Annotated in this window: 19 protein-coding genes and 1 tRNA gene; 16 read left to right on the top strand and 4 right to left on the bottom strand. The window is 67.3% G+C overall.

The window, feature by feature from the left end; genetic code table 11:
• Positions 1-173: 173 nt before the first annotated feature.
• Positions 174-443, bottom strand: coding sequence for a hypothetical protein (locus tag WG212_RS20720; protein ID WP_337189011.1), 270 nt, complete (start codon positions 441-443; stop codon positions 174-176).
• Positions 444-634: 191 nt separating this feature from the next.
• Here WG212_RS20720 and WG212_RS20715 point away from each other — a divergent pair.
• The 6 genes from WG212_RS20715 to rplA all read left to right on the top strand — a co-directional run bounded on the left by WG212_RS20715 (position 635) and on the right by rplA (position 3,419).
• Positions 635-710 (top strand) — tRNA-Trp (locus WG212_RS20715).
• Between the two features lie 76 nt (positions 711-786).
• Positions 787-1,083 carry a preprotein translocase subunit SecE gene (secE, locus tag WG212_RS20710; protein ID WP_337189010.1) on the top strand — a complete coding sequence of 99 codons (297 nt, stop codon included), beginning with the start codon at positions 787-789 and terminating at the stop codon, positions 1,081-1,083.
• Between the two features lie 2 nt (positions 1,084-1,085).
• On the top strand, positions 1,086-1,655 hold the full coding sequence (gene nusG / locus WG212_RS20705; RefSeq protein ID WP_293385389.1) for a transcription termination/antitermination protein NusG: 570 nt from the start codon (positions 1,086-1,088) through the stop codon (positions 1,653-1,655).
• A gap of 24 nt (positions 1,656-1,679) precedes the next feature.
• Complete coding sequence (locus WG212_RS20700) at positions 1,680-2,099, top strand: GxxExxY protein (RefSeq protein ID WP_337189009.1); 420 nt, start codon at positions 1,680-1,682, stop codon at positions 2,097-2,099.
• A 194-nt stretch (positions 2,100-2,293) separates the two neighbouring features.
• Positions 2,294-2,725, top strand: coding sequence for a 50S ribosomal protein L11 (gene rplK / locus WG212_RS20695; RefSeq protein WP_337189008.1), 432 nt, complete (start codon positions 2,294-2,296; stop codon positions 2,723-2,725).
• Between the two features lie 4 nt (positions 2,726-2,729).
• Entirely contained in the window at positions 2,730-3,419 is a 690-nt protein-coding gene (gene rplA / locus WG212_RS20690; RefSeq protein ID WP_337189007.1) for a 50S ribosomal protein L1, read from the top strand.
• Positions 3,420-3,551: 132 nt separating this feature from the next.
• On the opposite strand, the gene WG212_RS20685 is transcribed toward rplA, so the two are convergent.
• Positions 3,552-3,959 carry a hypothetical protein gene (locus WG212_RS20685; RefSeq protein ID WP_337189006.1) on the bottom strand — a complete coding sequence of 136 codons (408 nt, stop codon included), beginning with the start codon at positions 3,957-3,959 and terminating at the stop codon, positions 3,552-3,554.
• Positions 3,960-4,237: 278 nt separating this feature from the next.
• On the opposite strand from WG212_RS20685, the gene WG212_RS20680 reads away from it, so the two are divergent.
• The 3 genes from WG212_RS20680 (at position 4,238) to WG212_RS20670 (ending at position 6,844) form a co-directional block, all read left to right on the top strand.
• Complete coding sequence (locus tag WG212_RS20680; RefSeq protein WP_337189005.1) at positions 4,238-4,741, top strand: GNAT family N-acetyltransferase; 504 nt, start codon at positions 4,238-4,240, stop codon at positions 4,739-4,741.
• A 7-nt stretch (positions 4,742-4,748) separates the two neighbouring features.
• Positions 4,749-5,573 (top strand): enoyl-CoA hydratase-related protein, encoded by an 825-nt coding sequence (locus tag WG212_RS20675; protein ID WP_337189004.1) that lies wholly within the window; start codon positions 4,749-4,751, stop codon positions 5,571-5,573.
• Positions 5,574-5,647: 74 nt separating this feature from the next.
• The gene (locus WG212_RS20670) at positions 5,648-6,844 is read left to right on the top strand and encodes an acetyl-CoA C-acetyltransferase (protein WP_337189003.1); all 1,197 of its coding nucleotides are present in this window, start codon (positions 5,648-5,650) and stop codon (positions 6,842-6,844) included.
• A 19-nt stretch (positions 6,845-6,863) separates the two neighbouring features.
• On the opposite strand, the gene WG212_RS20665 is transcribed toward WG212_RS20670, so the two are convergent.
• Together WG212_RS20665 and WG212_RS20660 are read right to left on the bottom strand one after the other, a co-directional pair.
• Positions 6,864-7,157, bottom strand: coding sequence for a type II toxin-antitoxin system RelE/ParE family toxin (locus tag WG212_RS20665; protein ID WP_337189002.1), 294 nt, complete (start codon positions 7,155-7,157; stop codon positions 6,864-6,866).
• The gene (locus tag WG212_RS20660; RefSeq protein ID WP_337189001.1) at positions 7,154-7,399 is read right to left on the bottom strand and encodes a hypothetical protein; all 246 of its coding nucleotides are present in this window, start codon (positions 7,397-7,399) and stop codon (positions 7,154-7,156) included. Before WG212_RS20660 ends, WG212_RS20665 begins: the two co-directional genes overlap by 4 nt.
• An 88-nt stretch (positions 7,400-7,487) precedes the next feature.
• On the opposite strand from WG212_RS20660, the gene WG212_RS20655 reads away from it, so the two are divergent.
• From WG212_RS20655 to WG212_RS20625, 7 genes are all read left to right on the top strand, one after another.
• Positions 7,488-7,919, top strand: coding sequence for a hypothetical protein (locus WG212_RS20655; RefSeq protein ID WP_337189000.1), 432 nt, complete (start codon positions 7,488-7,490; stop codon positions 7,917-7,919).
• A gap of 288 nt (positions 7,920-8,207) precedes the next feature.
• Positions 8,208-8,723 (top strand): 50S ribosomal protein L10, encoded by a 516-nt coding sequence (gene rplJ / locus WG212_RS20650; protein ID WP_337188999.1) that lies wholly within the window; start codon positions 8,208-8,210, stop codon positions 8,721-8,723.
• Positions 8,724-8,769: 46 nt separating this feature from the next.
• The gene (rplL, locus tag WG212_RS20645) at positions 8,770-9,156 is read left to right on the top strand and encodes a 50S ribosomal protein L7/L12 (protein WP_337188998.1); all 387 of its coding nucleotides are present in this window, start codon (positions 8,770-8,772) and stop codon (positions 9,154-9,156) included.
• 178 nt (positions 9,157-9,334) lie between these two features.
• Positions 9,335-9,952 (top strand): hypothetical protein, encoded by a 618-nt coding sequence (locus tag WG212_RS20640; protein WP_337188997.1) that lies wholly within the window; start codon positions 9,335-9,337, stop codon positions 9,950-9,952.
• Positions 9,953-10,429: 477 nt separating this feature from the next.
• The gene (gene rpoB, locus WG212_RS20635) at positions 10,430-14,500 is read left to right on the top strand and encodes a DNA-directed RNA polymerase subunit beta (RefSeq protein ID WP_337188996.1); all 4,071 of its coding nucleotides are present in this window, start codon (positions 10,430-10,432) and stop codon (positions 14,498-14,500) included.
• A 161-nt stretch (positions 14,501-14,661) separates the two neighbouring features.
• Positions 14,662-18,855, top strand: a complete 4,194-nt coding sequence (gene rpoC, locus WG212_RS20630; RefSeq protein ID WP_337188995.1) for a DNA-directed RNA polymerase subunit beta' — start codon at positions 14,662-14,664, stop codon at positions 18,853-18,855.
• A 183-nt stretch (positions 18,856-19,038) separates the two neighbouring features.
• Complete coding sequence (locus tag WG212_RS20625; RefSeq protein WP_337188994.1) at positions 19,039-19,503, top strand: YbjN domain-containing protein; 465 nt, start codon at positions 19,039-19,041, stop codon at positions 19,501-19,503.
• The last annotated feature ends 212 nt before the right edge of the window (positions 19,504-19,715 follow it).

Here is a 19,715-nt window from a genome sequence, read left to right as displayed (position 1 = left end):
GAAGGCGGCCGGACGGTGGGTTCGGGCGTGGTGACGAAGATCATCAAGTAGGCCCTGCGCCAGCCTGACATCCAACGTCGGACATCCAACGTCCGACATCCCAAGCGAAGGGCCGCCGGAAACACCCGGCGGCCCTTTTGCCGCCTAACCCGACCTTCCGGGCATGCGTGGGGCTAGCTCGACGGCTTTCGAGCCGCCCCGTCGTTCTGATCGGCTTTGGCGCGGTTCGGAGCCGCGCCTTTCGTTCCCGGGCTCCGGACCGGCGCGCCGCTGGCTGGATCGGTCGCGGTCTTGGTCGATCGGGCCGAGCCTTCGCCGCCGCGAGGCTCCTGCGCCATGCGGGCCTCGCCGCCACGCTTGAGCTGGTCGTCGCGGTTGTAGGCTTGGTCGTGCGAGCCCGACTTCGATGGAGATTCGGCGGGCGAGGGGCGGCGCGTGCTCATCCCGCTCCAACGCGCGCGACGACGCTTCGATCCGCGGCAAGAGACTTGAAAACCCCCGCGGGTTCGGCCATACGCCTGCGTCCTACCCGACATCGTTGGAGTCTTCAGTTTTCCAGCCGCCGGTGCGCGGTCGACGGGCGCTCAGCCCGGCGCCGGAAACCGGGACGCCACAGTCGGATTAGGGGTGCTGAAGGAGTGTAGCTCAGCTGGTAGAGCATCGGTCTCCAAAACCGAGGGCCGGGGGTTCGAGTCCCTCCACTCCTGCCACCACCTATATGTAGTCGATCGTTGAACCGGAGCCTGGGCGTCGCCCGTCGCTCCAGATGAGAGTTTGAAGCGCCGAATGGCCAGGAAACCGGGACAGACCCCGCAGGCGATGCGGGATCGCGCCACCAAGACCGCGGCCGTCATGGCCACGCCCGCCGGCGCCGTCCAGCCGCCGAAGAAGAAGACCAGCGTCGCGCAGTTCGCGCGCGAAGTCCGCGCCGAGGCCCGCAAGATCACCTGGACCAGCCGCAAGGAAACCTGGATCACCTCGATCATGGTCGCCATCATGGTGGCCTTCGCGGCGGTCTTCTTCTGGGTCGTCGATTTCGTCCTGCGTGTGGGCGTGGCCCAACTGCTCAAACTGGCGAGCTGAACATGTCCGAAGCCGCAGTCGCCCCGCCCAAGGGCAACCCCCGCCACAAGTGGTACATCGTCCACGCCTACTCGAACTTCGAGAAGAAGGTGAAGGACTCCATCCTCGAGCAGGCCAAGCAGCAGGGCCTGGAGGAGAATTTCTCCGAGGTGCTGGTCCCCACCGAGGACGTGGTGGAGATCCGCCGCGGCCGGAAGGTGAACTCCGAGCGCAAGTTCTTCCCCGGCTACGTGCTGGTGAAGATGGAGCTGACGGACGAGGCGTATCACCTCATCAAGAACACGCCGAAGGTGACCGGCTTCCTGGGCTCGGGCTCCAAGCCGATCCCGGTTTCCGAGAAGGAAGTCGAGCGGATCGTCGGCGCCATCGAGGAAGGCGTCGAGCGGCCCAAGCCGACCATCTCGTTCGAGATCGGCGAGCAGGTCCGCGTCACGGACGGCCCGTTCGCGAGCTTCAACGGCTCGGTGGAGCAGGTCGACGAGGAGCGCGCCCGCCTGCGCGTCACCGTCTCCATCTTCGGCCGCGCCACCCCGGTGGAACTGGAATACGGCCAGGTCGAGAAGATCGCGTAGGGCGTCGATTTGGCGGTCTCGGCATTGAAACACGAAGACCACCAAGACCACGAAGACCACCAAGGGGCCACGGCCGGGATCGAGGCTGTGGGGCGACAGGTCGTCGATGCGGCCATCAAGGTCCATCGCGTCCTCGGGCCCGGCCTGCTGGAATCCGCATATGAGCAATGCCTCGCCCACGAACTCACCCGTCTCGGCTGTCGTATTCGGCGGCAGGTCGCTCTGCCTGTGATCTTCGAAGGTCTTCGCGTCGATGCAGGCTACAGGCTGGACATGGTCGTCGACGATGTCGTCGTTCTTGAAGTCAAGGCGGTCGAGGCGTTGTCGCGCCTCCATGAGGCGCAAATCCTGACCTATCTCCGACTGTCGGGAATGAAGCTCGGGTACCTCCTGAACTTCAACGCCGTTCAACTGCGGCATGGCCTGCGCCGTTTCGTCCGCTGACTCTTCGTGGTCTTTGCGCCCTTCGTGGTCTTCGTGTCGAAGAACGGAGCTGTAGGTTGCCCCTTCCTTCGGTTGCTGCTACACGCGCCCGCTTCGCGGTTCGCCGCGATGTCAAATCCGTGGGAGGGGCAGGGCCACCGAACCCCGCACCACGGCTCATAACCGGCCGGGCTTCCGGCCATTGAGGAGCAAAGATGGCCAAGAAGATCTTGGGCTATATCAAGCTGCAGGTGCCTGCGGGCTCCGCCACCCCGTCGCCACCGATCGGGCCGGCGCTGGGTCAGCGGGGCGTCAACATCATGGGCTTCTGCAAGGAGTTCAACGCCCGGACCGAGAAGGAAGCGAAGGGCACGCCCCTTCCCACCGTCATCACGGTCTACCAGGACAAGTCGTTCACCTTCATCACGAAGACTCCGCCGGCCAGCTACTACATCAAGCAGGCGCTGGGCCTGAAGTCGGGCTCCAAGGCGCCCGGCCGCGATTCCGCCGGCAAGATCACCCGCACGCAACTGCGCGAGATCGCCGAGAAGAAAATGAAGGACCTCAACGCGAACGACGTCGAGGCCGCCGCCCGCATCATCGAGGGCTCCGCCCGCTCGATGGGCCTTCAGATCGTGGAGGCCTGATCACATGGCCAAGCAACCCAAGCGCACCAAGGCCTGGACGGGCGACACCGCGGTCGCCCACCCGCTGGCCGACGCCGTCAAGCTGGTGAAGGCCAACGCCAACGCCAAGTTCGACGAGACGGTCGAGATCGCCGTCAACCTGGGCGTCGATCCCCGCCACGCCGACCAGCAGGTCCGGGGTGTCGTCTCCCTGCCGTCGGGCACCGGCCGTGATGTGCGCGTCGCCGTCATCGCCAAGGACGCCAAGGCCGACGAGGCCAAGGCCGCCGGAGCGGAGGTCGTGGGCGCCGAGGACCTGGTGGAGCGTATCCAGGGCGGCTTCATGGACTTCGACCGCGTGATCGCCACCCCCGACATGATGGCCCTCGTGGGCCGCCTGGGTAAGGTGCTGGGCCCGCGCGGCCTGATGCCCAACCCGCGGGTCGGCACCGTGACGCCGAACGTCGGCCAGGCCGTGAAGGACGCCAAGGGCGGCTCGATCGAGTTCCGCACCGAGAAGACCGGCATCATCCACGCCGGCATCGGCAAGGCCTCGTTCACCGACGAAGCCCTGGAAGTGAACGTGAAGGCGCTGGTGGACGCCCTCAACAGGGCCAAGCCCTCGGGCGCCAAGGGCACCTACATCAAGCGGGTCAGCCTCTCGTCCACGATGGGCCCCGGCTTCAAGGTCGAGATCGGCTCGATCGGCGCGTAGGCCGCGCCGAGACAGACGACGTCAAGGCGCGGGGGGCGACCTCCGCGCCTTTTCTGTTGGCTGTATTCACGTTGAGTGTGGTCCGTTGAGGTGGTGCGACCGCTTCTGACGCAAGCTTCTGATAGAGTCTGGTCACTCAGCACCCGGCGTTCGGCGACGAACTGCTCGGGGAACTGCTGGCGAGTCAAGTTCCTCATCGCCGAAGGTCGCACGATACCAGAACATGCCGGGCTTTCGGAACCAGTCTCGATTTTCCGGTGTCTCGAACTTGACGAGTTGGCGCATATCGACGCCGTAGCGGTGGCAGAGCGCGAGAAGCGACCAGAGATCGTCTTTGCCGGGGCGACGCTTGAGCCTCACGACGAGACCATCAGCACCTTCGCCTCGGACGCTCGATACGCAGGGTATCCGTTCCAACCACTCGAAGAACGCTCTTTCATCGCTCTGATGATAAAAGCGCACTCCTGTGTCCATCTGAGTGAGCTTGAAGGAAATTCGAGCCATCAGGCGCGATACTTGCCAGCGCAACCCGACGCTCACAAGCCTCGCCAATCGAGCGACGCCCCACACTTAGTGTGAATGCCGCGCTTCTTTTGGCTTGGGCGGCTACACGCGTTCTGATAGGGGCTCAGCCATGCTCACGCGCCACATCGCCCCGCTCTCATCTACCTCGCACATCTGACGCGGGCGCCAACCCGCGTTCGGCGGGTGGCGAGCATGGTGCTCAAACGGTCCCGAAAACCGCGCCAACCGAGAGGTTGAAGGTTCGATTCCTTCACCCGCCGCCAGCGTCTCGGTAGGCCACTGCGGAGATGCCGATGGACGTGACCCTCGAGCCCGCCGCAGACAGGCGCGCTACGATCGAGAACCTCTTCCAGTTCTACGTCCACGACTTCTCGGACTTCTGGATCGAGCCGCAGGTCGACCTGGGCGAGGACGGCCGCTTTCCGCCGTACCCGCCGCTGGAGAGCTACTGGGCGGGCGACCCGCGGCGCGCGGCGTACCTGATCCGTGCCGACCAGGCGCTCGCGGGCTTCGTGCTGCTCAACGACCACAGCCATTCCGGGCGGCCGGCGGATTTCAACGTCGCCGAGTTCTTCGTCGCCCGGCCCTATCGCCGTGGGGGCGTCGGGCGCGCGGCGGCGCTGGCGGCGATAACGCCGCGCCGGGGGCAATGGGAGATCGCGGTCGCGCGAAGGAACCTGGCCGCCCAGGCGTTCTGGCGACAGATCGCGGCCGCAGCGGCCGCAGGCGACATCGAGGAGACCGACCAGGACGACGATCGCTGGAACGGGATGATCCTGCGCTTCGTCGTGGCATAGTCGCGTCATGGACCTGAAAGCCACCCGCTACGAGATCACCGACGGGATCGCCGTGGTGACCCTCTCCCGCCCGAAGCGCCGCAACGCCTGGACCGGGCGGATGCACACCGAGTACCGCTGGATCCTGCGCGAGGCCGACCACGATCCCACCGTACGCGTGATCGTCGTGACCGGCGATCCCGAGGGAAACGCCTTCTGCGCCGGCGCCGACCTCCAGGCGCTGGAGGGGCATTCGGCCCGAGGCGGCTACGATCCCGGCACGCCGGAGGATATCGCCGAGCCCGGACACGGTGTCGACCCGGCGTTCGACGCCGCCTTCGCCTATCACTTCGGGGTGGGCAAGCCGGTCATCGCGGCCATCAACGGCGCGGCGGCGGGTGTGGGCCTGGTGCTGGCGGCGTTTGCCGACCTGCGGTTCTGCGCGCCGGGGGTGAAGTTCACGGCGGCGCACGGCCGGTTCAATTTCCCCACCGAGTTCGGCCTGTCGTGGGTGCTGCCGCGGATTGTCGGCCTCACCCACGCCAACGACATCCTGCTGTCCAGCCGGGTGTTCACGGCGGAAGAGGCGGATCGCATGGGCTTCCTGAACCGCATCGTGCCGGCGGACCAGCTCATGGACGAGGTGATGGCCTACGCCCGCGCCCTGGCGGCCAGCGTCGCGCCGGGTTCGGCCCGCGAGTCCAAACGCCAGATCTATCGAGACCTGCACCGTGACGCGGCGACGTCGGTTCGGGCCGCCGAAGCCCTGCTGGTCCAGATGTCGAAGACGCCCGACTACAAGGAAGGCGTGAAGGCCTGGATGGAGAAGCGTCCCGCCGCCTGGACGGGCTGACGTTGCGCGGGCTTGACGTGAGGGCCTTGGACCCTTCAGGGACCATCCGAAGATTCCCGGAGGAAGCCCAAGCCATGCGTCGCGCCGCCATCGTCAGCCCCATCCGCACCGCCGTCGGCAAGTTCCAGGGCAGCCTGTCCAGCATGACCGCCGGAGACCTCGGCGCGGTCGTCCTGCGGGCGCTGGTCGAGCGCACGAAGCTGGATCCGGCGAAGGTGGACGATGTGATCTTCGCCCAGGGTTACGCCAACGGCGAGGCGCCCTGCATCGCCCGCTGGTCGGCCCTGGCCGCCGACTTCCCGATCGAGATCCCGGGCTATCAGCTCGACCGCCGCTGCGGCTCGGGGCTCCAGGCCGTGGTCGACGCCGCGATGATGGTCCAGACCGGCGTGGCCGACGTGGTCATCGCCGGCGGCGTCGAGAGCATGAGCAACACCGAGTACTACTCGCTCGACATGCGCAACGGCGCGCGCGCCGGCTCGGTGACGATGCATGACCGCCTGGCTCGCGGCCGGGTGATGAGCCAGCCGATCAGCCGCTTCGGCGTGATCTCCGGCATGATCGAGACCGCCGACAACCTGGCGCGGGACTACCAGATCAGCCGCGAAGAGGCCGACGAGTACGCCGTCATGAGCCACCAGCGCGCCACGAAGGCCTGGGCCGAGGGCAAGTTCGACGACGAACTGGTGCCGGTGTCGGTGCCGCAGAAGAAGGGCGACCCGATCGTATTCGCCAAGGACGAGGGGGTTCGCGCCGACGCCAGCATGGAGACCCTGGGCAAGCTGCGCGCCATCGAGAAGGACGGCGTGGTGACGGCGGGCAACGCCAGCCAGCAGAACGACGCGGCGGCCGCCTGCCTGGTGGTGGCCGAGGACAAGCTGGCCGAACTGAACCTGGAGCCGATGGGCTGGTTCGTGAGCTGGGCCGCGGCGGGCTGCGATCCCTCGCGCATGGGTATCGGCCCGGTGCCGGCCGTGAAGCGGCTGTTCGAGCGCACCGGCATGGGGTGGGACGACATCGACCTCGTCGAACTGAACGAGGCGTTCGCGCCGCAGGTGCTGGCCGTGCTGAAGGGCTGGGGCTGGGACGAACGCGACCGCCTGAACGTCAACGGCTCGGGCATCAGCCTGGGCCATCCGATCGGCGCGACGGGCGGCCGCATCCTCGCCAACCTGCTGCGCGAACTGAAACGCCGCGACGGCAAGTACGGCCTGGAGACCATGTGCATCGGCGGCGGCCAGGGCATCGCGGCGATCTTCGAGGCGGCGTAAGGCCCTGAGGCCTGTCCTTTCAGGCTTGTCCCGCTGAGGGCGAGGGGTCCTGGCTCGTGTGGCGGATGCGGATGACGAAGACCGTCTCTTCCGCCACGCGATAGACGATCACATAGGGCACGCCGTGGACGACCAGTTCGCGGGTTCCGTCGATGGCGCCGGACCGTCCCCGATCGGGCAGAGTTTCCAGGCTGTCGAGAGCGCGCTCGATCGCCAGATGCAGGGCGCCCGCAGCGCGGGGGTTGGCTTCGCGGATGAACGCGACCGCCGAGTCGAGTTCGGCCGCGGCGCGGTCGGCGAGGGTGACGATCAATCTTCAGGATCACCGTACTTGGCGCGAAGTTCGGCCCTGACTTCCGCCCACGGCCGCGTGCGGCCGGCCGCGATGTCGTCCAGCCCCTCCTGCACGTAGCGGCGGTATTCCTCGTCCTTGTGCAGGAACTGGGTGACGGCTTCCTCGACGGCGGCCACCAGCGTTCCTTCCCTGGCCTCGGCGATCCGTTCGAGCCGGGCCTTCTGCTCGTCGGTCAAGGTGATGGCGACGCGATGGGTCATGGCGGCTCCTCGTACGTCCACCATGCCGAATTCCCGTTTCGTTCTCAAGGACCTTTGACCCCTGGCCTGCGGGCGTCTACGGCAGGCCATGACGCCCGGCGACCTGTGCATCCTCTTCGAGGCGGTGGCCCCGGAACTCGACGCCTTCGCCGCGCCCTGGAGCCTGATCGGCAGCGGGGCGCTGATCCTGCTGGGCGTCCCGCTGGACGAGGCCGCCGACCTGGACGTGGTCACGGGCGTCGACGGGGCGGCGCGTCTGCGCGTGGCCTGGGGGGATTGGCTCGAACCTCAGGAGCCGAAGGCGCCCGACGGGCCGTTCCGCTCGCAGGACTTCGCCCGCTACGTCACGCCCTGGGGTCCCGTGGAGATTATGGGCGGGCTGCACGTGCGTGGCCGCTCGCTCGCGCCGGCGGGGCCGATCCCCTCGGCGGAGGAACAGCTCCGCATCCTGCGCCTCTTCGGCCGGCCCAAGGACCTCGCCAAGGCGGCCCGGCTGGAGGCCTGGATGGCGACGGGTTGAGTTTCGCCGGCATCTCGTCTATAGGCCCGCGCTTCGTCGATCCCCTCCGGGGAGAGGCGTGGACGGAAGGGCTCCGGCCTTTCCATCCTGTCCAAGAACTGTGCAGCCGCCGGGGTCGCCGGAGGCCGTAACGCGAGGAGGGGCCCCTCCTCAGGCGCAGGGAGACGGGAAGATGACGGCCCGACCGCCACCCGCACGGGCGGCGCGCGGCCTGCGGCTTTCCTCATCGGACAGGTGCTTGCGGCGTGCGCAATCCCGTGCGCGCCGAACCTGAGTATGGAGACCGCAATGGACCGCGCTCAAAAGCAGGAAGCCATCGAGGCGCTCAAGGGCGTCTTCGCTGACTCCGGCGCCGTGGTCGTGACCCACTACCTGGGTCTGACCGTTGCGGAAATGACCGATCTCCGCGGCCGCCTCCGCAAGGAAGGCGCGCAGCTCCAGGTGGTGAAGAACACCCTGGCTCAGAAGGCGCTGGACGGCTCGGTCGGCGAAGCGGGCGACGCCCTCTTCACGGGCCCGGTCGCGATCGCCTTCGGCCCGGACCCCGTCTCCGCCGCCAAGGTCGCGACCCAGTACGCCAAGGACAACGACAAGTTCAGCGTCGTCGGCGGCCTGATGGGACAGCAGGTCCTGGACCAGAAGGGCGTCAACGCCCTGGCCACCCTGCCGTCGCTCGACCAGCTCCGCGGCAAGATCATCGGCCTCCTGCAAGCTCCGGCGACCAAGGTCGCGGGCGTCCTGCAGGCTCCGGCCGGCCAACTGGCGCGCGTCTTCAACGCGTACGCGACCAAAGACGCCGCCTGATCGGATCATCTTCCCCGACAACCTCTACCTCCAAGGAATCGAACACATGGCCAATCTCGAAAAGCTGGTGGACGAACTGTCCGCCCTGACCGTCCTGGAAGCCGCTGAGCTGTCCAAGCTGCTGGAAGAAAAGTGGGGCGTCAGCGCCGCTGCTCCGGTCGCCGTGGCCGCCGCTCCGGCCGCCGGTGGCGCCGCTCCGGCCGAAGCCGCCGAAGAGCAGACCGAATTCACCGTCGTGCTGACTGCCGGCGGCGACAAGAAGATCAACGTGATCAAGGAAGTCCGCGGCGTCCGTCCGGACCTCGGCCTGAAGGAAGCCAAGGACCTCGTCGAAGGCGCGCCTCAGAACGTGAAGGAAAACGTCTCCAAGCAGGAAGCCGAAGAGATCAAGAAGAAGCTGGAAGAAGCCGGCGCCACCGTCCAGGTCAAGTAGTCTGGCTCAGCCGGACTGTCCCGGGCGCGTCGCGATCCGGGATCCAGACGACAGGCCGAAGGGCCGGGAGCGATCCCGGCCCTTTTCTCATGGTCCCGCTCAGACCCCCAAACGGGGGAGGGCGCCGATGTGCGTCCGGTCCATGCTGGATGGGAGAACGGATCGGAGGGGCCGAACCATGCGTGGAATCCTGGGGATTGTCCTCGTCTCGGCCCTGGCCGGGCTGGCGGCGCCGGCCGCCGCCCAGACGGCGGCCGAGATCAACCGGCTGAATCGGGCGGTGCAGATCTGCAATTCGCCCGGTGGCGCGGCCATCCCCGAATGCGCGCAGCTCAACGCCCGGATGGGCCTGCCCGGGCCGCGCGGCTACGGCGCGCCCGCCGCGCCCCTGGGGGGCGTTGGGGGCGTCGGGGGCGGGACGACCGCCGGCATCCTGGGCGCCCTCAACGCCGCCATGGCTACGCGCCAGCCCGCGCCGGCCGCTGCGCCGGCCGCGCCGGCGGTCAGTTCCCAGGGCGTGGCGGACTGCGTCCGTCAGGCGGCCGGTGACACCGCCGCCATCCAGGCCTGCCTGAATTCCGCCAGTGCGCCGCGCCCGGCGGCCCCCACGCTGGGCGCCCCGACCTTGGGCGTCCCGGCATTGGGCCAGCCACTGCTGCCCTCGGCGCAGCGCAACTACGACACCGCGACGGCGATCCACCAGGGCGGGCAGAACTACCATGCCTGTGTCGCGGCCAACCCCGGCAACTGGCAGGCCTGCCTGCCGCTGCTGAACGGCGGCGCCGGGCCGCGCTGAGCGGCGCGACGTGTTCCCGCAGGGCGATCGCTTGCGGCAATCTCCAACGTGTCATCCCGGCCGCTAGCCCGCGTAGCGGGCTGGAGAGCCGGGACCCAGCGGGGCCGTGCGCGCTGAGGCTGGGTCCCGGATAGCCGCTGCGCGGCTTCCGGGATGACAGCGAAGGGGGCGTGGAATCTTTTCGCTGACCTGAGCGATCGCCCAATTTTCCCGCTTGAGAGGGCTTCACAAGCGCGCGGAAAAGGCCTATCTGCCGCCGTTCGCGAAACATCTCCGATTCACATCGTTCGATGCGGCCTTCGCGCGTGCAGGCCCCAAGGCATGGTCCGTCGCCCTCCGACCATGCGAAGGGGCGCTCCCGACGACACGGGGAGCCTTCCAGGGTCCGGCCTCCGTCCGCGGAGGTCCGACAGGGCGGACCCGGAATGACAGCACTCGGCGCCCGGACTCCCGTCCCGGCGTCTTCAAGGGATCAAAATGGCGCAGTCCTTCACCGGTAAGAAGCGGATCCGGAAGTCTTTCGGCCGCATCCCTGAAGCCGTGCAGATGCCGAACCTCATCGAGGTCCAGCGCTCGTCGTACGAACAGTTCCTGCAGCGCGAGGTCCGCGCCGGCGAACGCCGCGACGAGGGCATCGAGGCGGTCTTCAAGTCCGTCTTCCCGATCAAGGACTTCAACGAGCGCGCCGTCCTCGAGTACGTCTCCTACGAGTTCGAGGAGCCGAAGTACGACGTCGAGGAGTGCGTCCAGCGCGACATGACCTATGCCGCGCCGCTGAAGGTGAAGCTGCGCCTCATCGTCTTCGAGACCGACGAGGAGACCGGCGCCCGCTCGGTGAAGGACATCAAGGAGCAGGACGTCTACATGGGCGACATCCCGCTCATGACGGAGAAGGGCACCTTCATCGTCAACGGGACCCAGCGCGTCATCGTCTCGCAGATGCACCGCTCGCCGGGCGTCTTCTTCGACCACGACAAAGGCAAGACCCACGCCTCGGGCAAGCTGCTGTTCGCCGCCCGCGTGATCCCCTACCGCGGCTCGTGGCTCGACTTCGAGTTCGACGCCAAGGACATCGTCTACGTCCGCATCGACCGCCGCCGGAAGCTGCCGGCGACCACCTTCCTGATGGCGCTCGGCATGGACGGCGAGGAGATTCTCTCGACGTTCTACGAGACCGTCCCTTACGAGAAGAAGACGGGCGGCTGGGCCACGCCGTACAAGGCCGAACGCTGGCGCGGCGTGAAACCCGAGTTCCCGCTGATCGACGCCGACAGTGGCGAGGAGATCGCCCCGGCCGGCCAGAAGATCTCGGCCCGCAACGCCAAGAAATTCGCCGACAACGGCCTGAAGACGCTGCTGCTCGCGCCCGAGGCCCTGAACGGCCGCTACCTGGCGCGTGATCTGGTGAACTTCGAGACCGGCGAGATCTACGCCGAGGCCGGTGACGAACTGGACGCGGGCCTTCTGGCCAGCCTGGAGGAACAGGGCTTCAACACCCTGGACGTCCTGGACATCGACCACGTCACCGTGGGCGCCTACGTCCGCAACACCCTGCGCATCGACAAGAACACGGTCCGCGAGGATGCGCTGTTCGACGTCTATCGCGTCATGCGTCCGGGCGAGCCGCCGACGGTGGAAGCCGCCGAGGCGATGTTCAAGTCCCTGTTCTTCGATTCCGAGCGCTACGACCTGTCGTCGGTCGGCCGCGTGAAGATGAACATGCGCCTGGAGCTCGATTGCCCCGACGACGTCCGCATCCTGCGCAAGGAAGACGTCCTGGCGGTGCTGGAGACCCTGGTCGGCCTGCGCGACGGGCGCGGCGAGATCGACGACATCGACAACCTGGGCAACCGCCGGGTGCGCTCGGTGGGCGAGCTTCTCGAGAACCAGTACCGCGTCGGCCTGCTGCGCATGGAGCGGGCGATCAAGGAGCGCATGAGCTCGGTCGACATCGACACGGTCATGCCGCACGACCTGATCAATGCGAAGCCGGCGGCCGCGGCCGTGCGGGAGTTCTTCGGCTCCTCGCAGCTCTCGCAGTTCATGGACCAGACGAACCCGCTCAGCGAGATCACCCACAAGCGCCGCCTGTCGGCCCTTGGCCCGGGCGGTCTGACGCGTGAACGCGCCGGCTTCGAGGTCCGGGACGTTCACCCGACGCACTACGGCCGGATCTGCCCGATCGAGACGCCCGAAGGCCCGAACATCGGCCTGATCAACTCGCTCGCCACCCACGCAGTGGTGAACAAGTACGGCTTCATCGAGAGCCCGTACCGCCGCATCCGTGACGGCAAGACGACCGAGGAGGTCGTCTACATGTCGGCGATGGAAGAGGCGAAGCACGTCATCGCCCAGGCCAACATCAAGCTCGAGGACGGCGCCATCGTCGAGGACCTGGTCCCCGGGCGGATCAACGGCGAGCCGTCGCTGCTTCCCAAGGAGCAGGTCGACCTGATGGACGTGTCGCCGAAGCAGGTCGTCTCGGTGGCCGCCTCGCTGATCCCGTTCCTGGAGAACGACGACGCCAACCGCGCCCTCATGGGCTCGAACATGCAGAAGCAGGCCGTGCCGCTCATCCAGTCGGATGCGCCCCTGGTCGGCACCGGCATGGAAAGCATCGTGGCCGTGGACTCGGGCGCCGTGGTGACGGCGCGCCGCCCGGGCGTCGTGGAGCAGATCGACGGCACGCGTATCGTCGTGCGCGCCACGGAAGAGACCGACCCCTCCAAGCCGGGCGTCGACATCTACCGTCTGCAGAAGTTCCAGCGTTCGAACACCTCGACCTGCATCAACCAGCGTCCGCTGGTGCAGGTGGGCGACAAGATCCTTGCGGGCGACGTCATCGCCGACGGTCCTTCCACGGAGCTGGGTGAACTGGCGCTGGGCCGCAACACGCTCGTCGCGTTCATGCCCTGGAACGGCTACAACTTCGAAGACTCGATCCTGATCTCCGAGCGCATCGTGCGCGACGACATCTTCACCTCGATCCACCTCGAGGAATTCGAAGTCATGGCCCGCGACACCAAGCTGGGCCCGGAAGAGATCACCCGCGACATCCCCAACGTCGGCGAGGAAGCCCTGCGCAACCTCGACGAAGCGGGCATCGTGGCGATCGGCGCCGAGGTGATGCCGGGCGACATCTTGGTCGGCAAGGTCACGCCGAAGGGCGAAAGCCCGATGACGCCGGAAGAGAAGCTGCTGCGCGCGATCTTCGGTGAAAAGGCCTCGGACGTCCGCGACACCTCCCTGCGCCTGCCCCCGGGCGTCGCCGGCACCATCGTGGAAGTGCGGGTCTTCAACCGTCACGGCGTCGACAAGGACGAGCGCGCGCTGGCCATCGAGCGTCACGAGATCGACCGGCTGGGCAAGGACCGCGACGACGAGTTCGCGATCCTGAATCGCAACATGCAGGGCCGTCTGCGCCAGTTGCTGGTGGGCAAGACCGCCGTCTCGGGCCCGAAGGGCCTGGGCCGCGGCGAGATCACCGCCGAAAAGCTGGAAGAGATCGCGCCCGGCCTGTGGTGGCAGATCGCCCTGGACGACGAGAAGGCGATGGGTGAGCTCGAAGCGCTGCGCAAGCAGTTCGACGAGGGCCGCAAGCGCCTGGATCGCCGCTTCGAGGACAAGGTCGACAAGCTGCAGCGCGGCGACGAACTGCCGCCGGGCGTGATGAAGATGGTCAAGGTGTTCGTGGCGGTGAAGCGCAAGCTGCAGCCGGGCGACAAGATGGCCGGCCGTCACGGCAACAAGGGCGTCATCTCCAAGATCCTTCCGATCGAGGACATGCCGTACCTGGAGAACGGCCAGCACGTGGACATCGTGCTGAACCCGCTGGGCGTGCCCTCGCGCATGAACGTCGGCCAGATCTTCGAAACCCACCTGGGCTGGGCTTCGGCCGGGCTCGGGAAGCAGGTCGCCGACCTGCTGGAGGACTGGCAGAACGGCGGCCAGCGCCAGGCGCTGCTGGACTACCTGGGCGACGCCTATGGACCGCAGGAAGAACTGCCGGACACCGACGAGGAACTCATCGAGCTGGCCAGGAACCTCTCGAAGGGCATCCCGTTCGCGACCCCGGTCTTCGACGGCGCGCACATCGACGACATCGAGAACCTGCTGGAGAAGGCCGGTCTCGACCGCTCGGGCCAGTCGTACCTGTACGACGGCCAGACGGGCGAGCGGTTCAAGCGTCCGGTCACGGTCGGCTACATCTACATGCTGAAGCTGCACCACTTGGTGGACGACAAGATCCACGCCCGTTCGATCGGCCCCTACAGCCTGGTCACCCAGCAGCCGCTGGGCGGCAAGGCCCAGTTCGGCGGCCAGCGCTTCGGGGAGATGGAGGTCTGGGCGCTCGAAGCCTACGGCGCCGCCTACACCCTGCAGGAGATGCTGACGGTGAAGTCGGACGACGTGGCCGGCCGGACCAAGGTCTACGAGAGCATCGTCCGCGGCGACGACACCTTCGAGGCCGGCATCCCGGAGAGCTTCAACGTGCTGGTCAAGGAGATGCGCTCCCTGGGCCTGAACGTGGAGCTGGAGAACTCCTAAGCCCCCGCGCGCCCTCCACCGTCATCCCGGACGCGCCGCAGGCGCGATCCGGGACCCAGGAGGGGCCGTGCGACGGCCCTGGGTCCCGGCTCTCCGCGTCGCTCCGGCCGGGATGACGAACTTAAGATTTCAGGCGGGTCTCCCCCGCAGAAGGAACCAAGATGAACCAGGAAGTCCTGAACATCTTCAATCCGGTCCAGGCCGCTCCGACCTTCGACCGCATCCGTATCGCGCTGGCCTCGCCGGAGAAGATCCGGTCGTGGTCGTTCGGCGAGATCAAGAAGCCCGAGACCATCAACTACCGCACGTTCAAGCCCGAGCGTGACGGCCTGTTCTGCGCCCGCATCTTCGGCCCGACGAAGGACTACGAGTGCCTTTGCGGCAAGTACAAGCGGATGAAGTACAAGGGCATCATCTGCGAGAAGTGCGGGGTCGAAGTCACCCTGGCGCGCGTGCGCCGCGAGCGGATGGGCCACATCGAGCTGGCCTCGCCCGTCGCCCACATCTGGTTCCTGAAGTCGCTGCCCAGCCGCATCGCCCTGATGCTGGACATGGCGCTGAAGGACATCGAGCGCGTCCTCTACTTCGAGCACTACATCGTCACCGAGCCGGGCCTGACCCCGCTGAAGCAGCACCAGCTGTTGAGCGAGGACGACTACCTGCGCTTCCAGGAGGAGTTCGGCGACGACAGCTTCACCGCCGAGATCGGCGCCGAGGCGGTCCAGGGCCTCTTGAAGGGCATCGAGCTCGAGAAGGAGGCCGAGAAGCTCCGCGAGGAGCTGCAGACCACCACCTCGGAAATGAAGCTCAAGAAGGCGTCCAAGCGCCTGAAGCTGATCGAGAGCTTCATCGAGAGCGGCAACAAGCCCGAGTGGATGGTGCTGACGGTGATCCCGGTGATCCCGCCCGAGCTGCGCCCGCTGGTCCCGCTGGACGGCGGCCGCTTCGCCACCTCGGACCTGAACGACCTCTACCGCCGGGTCCTCAACCGGAACAACCGCCTGAAGCGCCTCATCGAGCTGCGCGCGCCCGACATCATCATCCGCAACGAGAAGCGGATGCTGCAGGAGGCCGTCGACGCCCTGTTCGACAACGGCCGCCGCGGCCGCGTCATCACCGGCGCCAACAAGCGCCCGCTGAAGTCGCTGGCCGACATGCTGAAGGGCAAGCAGGGCCGGTTCCGCCAGAACCTGCTGGGCAAGCGCGTGGACTACTCGGGCCGTTCGGTCATCGTGGTGGGCCCCGAGCTGAAGCTGCACGAGTGCGGCCTGCCCAAGAAGATGGCGCTGGAGCTGTTCAAGCCGTTCATCTACGCGCGCCTGGACGCCAAGGGCCTGTCGGGCACCGTCAAGCAGTCCAAGCGCATGGTCGAGCGCGAGCAGCCGGCGGTCTGGGACATCCTGGACGAGGTGATCCGCGAGCACCCGGTGCTGCTGAACCGCGCGCCGACCCTCCACCGCCTGGGCATCCAGGCGTTCGAGCCCAAGCTGATCGAGGGCAAGGCGATCCAGCTCCACCCGCTGGTCTGCGCCGCGTTCAACGCCGACTTCGACGGCGACCAGATGGCGGTCCACGTGCCACTCTCGCTGGAAGCCCAGCTCGAAGCGCGCGTGCTGATGATGAGCACGAACAACATCCTGTCGCCCGCCAACGGCCGGCCGATCATCGTGCCGTCGCAGGACATCGTGCTGGGGCTCTACTACCTGTCGCTGGCCAAGGACAACGAGCCGGGCGAGGGCAAGGTGTTCACCGACCTGGGCGAGATCGACCAGGCGCTGGACGCCAAGGTCGTCACCCTGCACTCCAGGATCAAGGCGCGCCACACCGAGATGGACGCCGACGGCAATGTGGTGCGCAAGGTGATCGACACCACGCCGGGCCGGATGAAGATCGCGGCGCTGCTGCCGCGGAACCCGGCGATCGGCCACCGCCTCCTCGAGAAGAACCTCACCAAGAAGGAGATCGGCAACCTGATCGACGCCGTCTACCGGCACTGCGGCCAGAAGGCGACGGTGATCTTCGCCGACCAGGTGATGGGGCTGGGCTTCCGCGAGGCGGCCAAGGCCGGCATCTCGTTCGGCAAGGACGACATCGTCATCCCGGCCCGCAAGGCGCCGATCGTGGAAGAGACCCGCAAGCTAGTCGAGGAGTACGAGCAGCAGTACGCGGACGGCCTGATCACCAAGGGCGAGAAGTACAACAAGGTGGTCGACGCCTGGGCCAAGGCCACGGACCGCGTCGCCGACGAGATGATGGCCGAGATCTCCTCCGCGCCGGTGGGCGAGGATGGCCGTCAGCTCGAGATCAACTCGATCTACATGATGGCCAACTCGGGCGCCCGCGGCTCGCAGGCCCAGATGAAGCAGCTCGGTGGGATGCGTGGCCTGATGGCCAAGCCGTCCGGCGAGATCATCGAGACGCCGATCATCTCGAACTTCAAGGAAGGCCTGACCGTGCAGGAGTACTTCAACTCCACGCACGGCGCCCGTAAGGGCCTGGCCGACACCGCGCTGAAGACGGCGAACTCGGGCTATCTGACCCGCCGCCTCGTGGACGTCGCCCAGGACTGCATCATCACCGAGGAGGATTGCGGCACCACGCGGGGCATCACGCTGCGCGCCGTCGTCGAGGGCGGCGACGTGCTCGTCAGCCTGGGCCAGCGCATCCTGGGCCGTTTCGCGGCCGAGGACGTGAAGGATCCGGGGACGAGCGACGTGATCGTGCCCGCCGACACCTATCTCGACGAGAACATGTGCGAGCTGGTCGAGGCGGCCGGCGTGCAGTCGGTGAAGGTCCGTTCGGTGCTGACCTGCGAGACCAAGACCGGCGTCTGCGGCGCCTGCTACGGCCGCGACCTGGCCCGGGGCACGCCGGTGAACATCGGCGAGGCCGTCGGCGTCATCGCCGCCCAGTCGATCGGCGAGCCCGGCACCCAGCTCACGATGCGGACCTTCCACATCGGCGGCACCGCCCAGGTGGCCGAGCAGTCGTTCTACGAGAGCGCCAACGACGGCGTCGTGAAGATCGACGGCGGCAACACCGTCACGGCGCCGGACGGCGGGCTCATCTCGATGAGCCGGAACCTGATGCTGACGGTGCAGGTCGACGGCAAGGACCGTGAATCCTACAAGGTGCCGTACGGCGCGCGCCTGCAGGCGAAGTCGGGCGACAAGGTCAAGCGCGGCCAGCGCCTGGCCTCCTGGGACCCCTACACCACGCCGATCATCACCGAAGTCGGCGGCAAGGTCCGTTTCGAGGACCTCGTGGAGAATTTCTCGTTCCGCGAGGAAGCCGACGAAGCCACGGGCATCTCGAACCGGGTGGTCATCGACTGGCGCGCCAGCTCGAAGGGCTCGGACCTGCGCCCGGCCATGGCGGTGCTGGGCGAGGACGGCGCCTACAAGCGCCTCTCGAACGGCGGTGAAGCCCGCTATCTGCTGCCCGTGGGCGCCATCCTCTCGGTCGGCGACGGCGACGAGGTGAAGCCCGGCGAGGTGCTGGCCCGGATGCCGACCGAAAGCGCCAAGACCCGCGACATCACCGGCGGTCTGCCGCGGGTGGCCGAGCTGTTCGAGGCCCGCCGGCCGAAGGACTGCGCGGTCATCGCCGAGATGGACGGCCGGGTCGAGTTCGGCCGCGACTACAAGAACAAGCGCCGCATCAAGATCACCCCCGAGGATGGTGGCGAGGCGGTCGAGTTCCTGATCCCCAAGGGCAAGCACATCGCGGTCCACGACGGCGACGTCATCCGCAAGGGCGAGTACATCATCGACGGCAACCCGGACCCGCACGACATCCTGCGGATCCAGGGCATCGAGGCGCTGGCCGACTTCCTGGTCAACGAGATCCAGGAGGTCTACCGGCTGCAGGGCGTGCCGATCAACGACAAGCACATCGAGACGATCGTGCGCCAGATGCTGCAGAAGGTGGAGATCCTCGAGCCGGGCGACACCGGCCTGCTCAAGGCCGACCACATGGACAAGCTGGAAGTGGACGAGGAGAGCGCCAAGGCCGAGGCCCGCGGCGGTCGCCCGGCCCTGACCCAGCCGGTCCTGCTCGGCATCACCAAGGCCTCTCTGCAGACGCGCAGCTTCATCTCCGCGGCCTCGTTCCAGGAGACGACGCGCGTGCTGACCGAGGCGGCGGTCCAGGGCAAGAACGACACCCTGGAAGGCCTGAAGGAGAACGTGATCGTGGGCCGCCTCATCCCCGCGGGCACGGGCTCGTACCTGCGCAACCTGCAGCGCATCGCCGCCAAGCGTGACGAAGCCCTGACGGCCAGCCGCGAGGAGGCCATGGAGCCGTTGCCGATGGAGATCGCTGACGCCGCCGAGGCCGAGACGGTCGAAGGCTGATCATCTCCTCGAGATGCGAAGACAAGAGCGGCCCGGGAGCGATCCCGGGCCGTTTCGCGTGGAGAAGACGCCTCCTGGGCGACTGGCCTTGGCGTGAGCCCGCCCGCGGGCGAAAGAGGTTTCGCCTCCCGTGCGACGCGATCGATTCGCACCGTTGCACGGAGGGAGCCCAGGAGGAGATGCATGAAGACCTTGATCTGCGGGCTGCTGGCCGCGGCCATCTTTCCGTCCGCGGCGCTGGCGCGGCCGCTTCCCGACGGTGGCGTGACCGCCCAGGAGGTGGCGCAGGAACTGCAGTCCAAGGGCTACAAGGCCGAAGTCGGGAAGGACGGCGGGGGTGACCCCAAGATCACCAGTGGAGTCGACGGCTCGCGGTTCACGGTCTGGTTCTACGGCTGTGAGAGCGGGCGCTGCGCTTCGGTCCAGTTCGAGACGGCGTTCGACCTGAAGAACGGCGCCGCCTTCGAGAAGGTCAACCAGTGGAACAAGGAGCGCCGCTTCGGCAGCGCCCATCTCGACGACGAGATGGATCCGTACGTCCAGTACGATGTGGACTTCGAGCACGGAGCCACCACGGAAGCGGTGGCCAATGCGATCGACGTCTGGGTGACGGTCGTCCCGAGGTTCAAGTCGTTCATCGGTTTCTGATCCGGGACGAACGGGACGGCGGGTGATTTCGGCGCCGGTCCACCCTTGGCGTTCGGTGCGGAACGCCTAGATGTCGAAGCTACGAAGGTTGTTCACCCGGGATCGGGTTGAGAGAGTGGGGTTGCGAAGCTCCAACCTCTGACCGGGAGACCCCGGATGAACGTGCATAAGAATGCCCGGCTGACGCCTTCGGGTCGAGCGCTGCTGGCTGG

It is taken from the genome of Phenylobacterium sp. (genome assembly GCF_037189685.1).
Taxonomy (GTDB): Bacteria; Pseudomonadota; Alphaproteobacteria; order Caulobacterales; family Caulobacteraceae; genus Phenylobacterium.
Note: the sequence above shows the minus strand (reverse complement) of the source record. Positions and strands in the feature narration are given on the sequence as shown.